This window comes from Microbacterium sp., from assembly GCF_029263575.1.
In the GTDB taxonomy this organism is placed as follows: Bacteria; Actinomycetota; Actinomycetes; order Actinomycetales; family Microbacteriaceae; genus Microbacterium.
Genome location: NZ_JAJUFV010000202.1, coordinates 1 through 4,584 on the forward strand (window position 1 = coordinate 1; position 4,584 = coordinate 4,584).

The 4,584-nt window shown below is 69.6% G+C and carries 5 protein-coding genes and 2 pseudogenes; 5 read left to right on the forward strand and 2 right to left on the reverse strand.

All coding sequences use genetic code 11. From position 1 onward, the window contains the following. Window positions 1–236, forward strand: a pseudogene (locus Q1J95_RS14675) (hypothetical protein); the annotation flags it as partial. Between the two features lie 18 nt (window positions 237–254). Here Q1J95_RS14675 and Q1J95_RS14680 read toward each other — a convergent pair. After that, on the reverse strand, window positions 255–1,322 hold the full coding sequence (locus tag Q1J95_RS14680; protein ID WP_300268901.1) for an NADH:flavin oxidoreductase/NADH oxidase: 1,068 nt from the start codon (window positions 1,320–1,322) through the stop codon (window positions 255–257). Between the two features lie 50 nt (window positions 1,323–1,372). Between Q1J95_RS14680 and Q1J95_RS14685 the strand changes: the two genes are divergently transcribed. From Q1J95_RS14685 to Q1J95_RS14700, 4 genes are read left to right on the forward strand one after another with little or no spacing between them, the layout of a single operon-like run. Further along, window positions 1,373–2,206 carry an ADP/ATP-dependent (S)-NAD(P)H-hydrate dehydratase gene (locus Q1J95_RS14685; protein WP_300268904.1) on the forward strand — a complete coding sequence of 278 codons (834 nt, stop codon included), beginning with the start codon at window positions 1,373–1,375 and terminating at the stop codon, window positions 2,204–2,206. Then, window positions 2,203–3,429, forward strand: coding sequence for a glycosyltransferase family 87 protein (locus Q1J95_RS14690; protein WP_300268906.1), 1,227 nt, complete (start codon window positions 2,203–2,205; stop codon window positions 3,427–3,429). Before Q1J95_RS14685 ends, Q1J95_RS14690 begins: the two co-directional genes overlap by 4 nt. A 15-nt stretch (window positions 3,430–3,444) precedes the next feature. After that, window positions 3,445–3,762 (forward strand): thiamine-binding protein, encoded by a 318-nt coding sequence (locus Q1J95_RS14695; RefSeq protein ID WP_300268909.1) that lies wholly within the window; start codon window positions 3,445–3,447, stop codon window positions 3,760–3,762. A gap of 2 nt (window positions 3,763–3,764) precedes the next feature. Next, window positions 3,765–4,418 carry an NUDIX domain-containing protein gene (locus Q1J95_RS14700; RefSeq protein ID WP_300268912.1) on the forward strand — a complete coding sequence of 218 codons (654 nt, stop codon included), beginning with the start codon at window positions 3,765–3,767 and terminating at the stop codon, window positions 4,416–4,418. A 5-nt stretch (window positions 4,419–4,423) separates the two neighbouring features. On the opposite strand, the pseudogene Q1J95_RS14705 reads toward Q1J95_RS14700, so the two are convergent. Continuing rightward, window positions 4,424–4,584, reverse strand: a pseudogene (locus tag Q1J95_RS14705) (homoserine O-acetyltransferase); the annotation flags it as partial.

Below are 4,584 nucleotides of genomic sequence, written 5' to 3' on the forward strand. Positions count from 1 at the left end.
ATGCCGCGACCATGACGACCGTGGCCATTCCGTCCAAGCGCATCCACCACATGGTCCCTGTTCAGCAGGACACCGACTTGGAGGATGCTCTCGCTGTCATGCGCCGAGCCGGCCGGCACCTGGCACGTGTGCGCGATCAGCGAGGCGAGACGACGGCCGTGCTGTTCTTGGAAGACATCCTGGAGGAGCTGGTTGGCGAGGTGCAGGACGCCACACGTCGCGTGCGGGGGCGTTAGCGCCGGCGCGGCGTCGCGTCAGCGCCAGCGGGCGCGGACGTACTGCGCAGGCCAGGCGACGGATGCTCCGAGCTCGTGCGCGGCGCGCAGACCGAAGTGGGGATCGCGAAGCCATTCGCGCCCGGCGAAGATCGCATCGGCCGCGCCCTCGTGCAGCACCTGTTCGGCCTGCGCAGCTGCGGTGATGAGGCCGACCGCGCTCACGGGGATACGCCCGCCGCGGCGCACGGTGCGCGCGAGGGGAACCTGATAGCCGGGGTGCACGTCGATGCTCTGATGCGCGACGAGTCCGCCGCTGGAGACGTCGATGAGGTCGGCGCCCTGGCCCAGCGCCCACTCGCTCACGGTCGCGGCCTCGTCCGGCGTGAACCCGCCGGCGGCGTGGTCGGTGGCCGAGATGCGCACGAACAGCGGCACGGTCTCGCCGATGGCCGTGCGCACGACCTCGACGATGCGCAACAGCACCCGTGCGCGGTTCTCGAGCGACCCGCCGTACTCGTCGGTGCGCTGGTTCGACAGGGGGGAGAGGAACTCATGCAGCAGATAGCCGTGCGCGGCGTGCAGCTCGATCACATCGAACCCCGCGTCGATCGCGCGGACGGCAGCGGTGCGGAAGTCGTCGACGAGCTCTTCGATGGCCGCGGTATCCATCGCGATCGGTTGGGCAAAGCCCTCGAACGCCACGGCGGAGGGGGCGACAGTCTGCCATCCGCCGTCGGCGGGTGCGACCGATCCGCGCTCATCGGCCCACGGCCACCAGGTCGAGGCCTTGCGGCCGGCGTGCGCGAGCTGGATTCCGGCGAGCGTGCCGCGCTCGTGGATGTCGCGCACGATCGGGGCCCAGGCGTCGCGCTGGGCGTCGTTCCAGATGCCGGCGTCCCGAGGTGAGATGCGCCCCACTGCGGCGACCGCGGTGGCTTCAGCGACGATCAGCCCCGCCCCGCCGGCGGCGAACTGCGCCAGATGCGTGCGGTGGAAGTCCTGCACGACGCCGTCGACGGCGCTGTACATGCACATCGGTGATACCCACAGACGGTTGGCGAAGGTGACGGAGCGGATGCTGAGCGGAGAGAAGAGAAGGGCCACTCTTCGACCGTAGTACGACCGGAGGGCACCGGAGCGCTAGCGTGGAACACATGGTCGATGTGCGCGAGTGGTCCCAGGCGGACACAGCAGCACGGCTGCGGATTCCCGGCGCCGACGACGACAAGTATTCGCGCGGCGTCGTGGCTGTTCGCACGGGGACGGATGCTTATCCCGGCGCCGCCGTGCTCGGTGTCGAAGCCGCCTGGCGCGCCGGTGCGGGATTCGTGCGATTCGTGGGTTCCGGGCGGGCAGCTGACGCTGTGCTGGCGCGTCGGCCCGAGACGGTTGCCGCCGTTGATGTCGGCCGGACACGCGTGGATGCCTGGGTCATCGGCTCCGGAACGGATGCCAAAGGCCGCTCACCTCAGGAAGAGACGGCGCTGCGACGCATCCTCGACGGGGACGTCGGCGTCGTCGTGGATGCCGGAGCTCTCGACCTCGCACCCGGTGCGACGGCACCGCTGGTCATCACCCCGCACGCTGGCGAATTCGCCCGGCTCCGCGAGCAGCTCGGTCTCGATCCCGCCATCGCCGACCGAGCGGACGCTGCGGCTCAGGTGGCTGCCGAGCTGGGCGGAACCGTGCTGCTGAAAGGCGCGACTACGCTGGTCGCCGCATCCGATGGTTTGATTCGCTCGATCCGCTCGGCTCCTGGCTGGCTTGCGACGGCCGGCGCGGGCGACGTGCTCGCGGGCGTCGTGGGCGCCATCATCGCGGCGAATCCGACGGCTCCGCTGGCCGAGGTCGCCGCCGCCGGGGCATGGCTGCACGGGCACGCTGCCGCATGGGCAGCGGGGATGCACGACACCCGCGTAGGCCATCCGATCGTCGCGCTCGATGTCGCCCAGGCTCTGCCCATCGCCATCGGAGATCTGCTGTCGTGAGAGCTCGGACCATCGGGCTGTGGGGTGCGTTCCTCGCGGTGCATGTGCTGATCGCCTGGTTGGGGTGGGTGTATCCCAGCCAGCCCATGGGCGATGTCGTGCTGGTCTACGAGCCCTGGTCGACGGCGGCGCTCTCCGGCGGCTCGATCGTCGGCATCAACGAGCCCTGGGTCTACCCGCAGCTGGCGCTGGTGCCCATGCTCATCACCCACGTGCTGTCGTGGCCTCTGGTCGGCGTCGTGGGCACCTCGGGCGCGTATCTGATCGCCTGGGCCGGGGTGGTCACGGCGGTGGATGCCGTCGGCTTCGGCGTGCTCGTCGGTCGCACCGGTTCCGCCGCTCGCCGCTCAGCCGGGTGGTTCTGGACGGCCGCGCTGCTGCTGCTCGGTCCGATCGCGATGTACCGTATCGACGCGATCACCGTTCCGCTGGCAGTGATGGCTGGCTCGTGGCTCGTGCGTCGACCTGCCGTCGCTGCGGCGCTGCTGACTCTCGGCGCGTGGATCAAGATCTGGCCCGGCGCTCTGCTGCTCGCGGCCGTCGTGGGAGTGCGCAGCCGGTGGCGGATGCTTCTGACCGCCGTCGCTGTCACGGGCGGGATCGTCGCTGTGCTGTTCTTGCTCGGGGCTGACCGGCATCTGCTCGCGTTCCTGGGCGAGCAGACCGGCCGCGGCGTGCAGATCGAAGCGGTCGCGGCGACGCCGGCGATGTGGATGGCGCATGTGGGCGCGGCATCCGTCGACTACAGCTTCGAGATCTTGACGTTCCAGATCGGCGCACCGGGCATCGACGTGCTGGCGGACCTTTTGACACCGCTCATGGTCGTCGCCGTGCTCGCCGTCGTCGGCATCGGGGTCGTCAAAGCGGTGAAGGGCGCATCCGCTCACCGCCTGGTTCCACCGCTCGCGCTGGCGCTGGTGACCGTGCTCATCGTGACAAACAAGGTGGGCTCTCCGCAGTTCCAGAGTTGGCTGATCGCGCCCGTCGTGCTGTGGATCGTGTTCGATCGGACCCGTTCAGGCGTCGCGGCCGGCCTCGTGCTGGTGCTGTGCGGGCTCACCTGCCTCATCTACCCGCTGACCTATGACGCCCTGCTTCGCGCCGAGCTGCTTCCCTTGCTGCTGCTGACCGTGCGTAACCTGCTGCTGATCGCCCTGCTCGCCGTCGCGGTCCGCGCCGTGGCACGGGTTCCGGCCGGACGTATGACATCGAGAAAGACCTGAGAGAGAGGAAGCTCCATGCTCATCGCATTCTCCGTCGCCCCCAGTGGCACCGGTGACACCGACGGATCCGTTCACGACGCCGTGGCCGCGGCTGTGCGCGTCGTGCGCGAATCAGGGCTGTCGCACCGCACGACGAGCATGTTCACCGAGATCGAAGGTCCCGACTGGGACACGGTCATGGACGTCGTCAAGCGAGCGACCGAGGCGGTCATGCCCTTCGGATCGCGCGTATCGCTCGTGCTCAAGGCCGACATCCGACCCGGCTACACCGGCGAGCTCGACGGCAAGCTTGACCGCCTCGAGCGCGCTATCGACGCGGCAGACACAGAGTAGTCATGGTGGGGAATCTCCCGGTTGCGGGCACGGCGATCGTGGCGCGCGACGCGGCGGACGGGTTCGACGTTCTGCTGATCCGCAGGCCTGATCGTGGATCGTTCGCCGGCGCGTGGGTGTTTCCCGGCGGCATGGTCGAGCCCGCCGACGTTCGACCCGGCGCATCCGAGATCGACACCGCCGCGCGGGCGGCCGTGCGCGAGACGAGCGAAGAGGTCGCCCTCATAACGGCCGGGCTGACGGTGCTGTCGCAGTGGACGCCGCCGCCCGAGGCGCCCAAGCGTGTGCGCACGTGGTTCTTCCTGTGCTCTGACATGCGCGGTACGGTGACGCCGGCGCCCGACGAGGTCGCCGACTGGCAGTGGGTGCGTCCGATCGACGCGCTCGCTCAGCACGCGCGCGGCGAGATCGAATTGTTTCCGCCGACCTGGGTCACGCTGCATCTGCTGGCGGGTATGGAACGCATCGCCGACGCGGTGGCCGCGGCATCCGATCCCGAGCACTTTCAGACCCATATGCTGCAGCGCGCCGGAAGCCGGACGTTCGTCTGGGCCGGCGACCGCGAGCATCCCACCGGCGGAACGGGAACGCACCGGCTGGAGACGGCGACCCGCCCGTGGACGTACGTGCGCACAGCCGCGCAGGCTCTGCGCTGACGAGATTATGCGCTGAGCAGGCGGCGCAGGTGCGCGGCCACCGCGTCCGTCTCGATGAGAAAGCCGTCATGGCCGAAGTCGCTGACGAGCACGACCGGTTCGTTGCCGTCGAGCGTGTTCGGGATGCTGCGCGCGATGCGCTGCTGGCCGTCGACGGGAAACAGCC

What these genes read in the sequence shown, in the direction of transcription:
- Q1J95_RS14685 (WP_300268904.1), top strand. Translation starts at nt 1,373, where the DNA reads ATGGTCGATGTGCGCGAGTGGTCCCAGGCGGACACAGCAGCACGGCTG.
- Q1J95_RS14695 (WP_300268909.1), top strand. Translation starts at nt 3,445, where the DNA reads ATGCTCATCGCATTCTCCGTCGCCCCCAGTGGCACCGGTGACACCGAC.
- Q1J95_RS14700 (WP_300268912.1), top strand. Translation starts at nt 3,765, where the DNA reads ATGGTGGGGAATCTCCCGGTTGCGGGCACGGCGATCGTGGCGCGCGAC.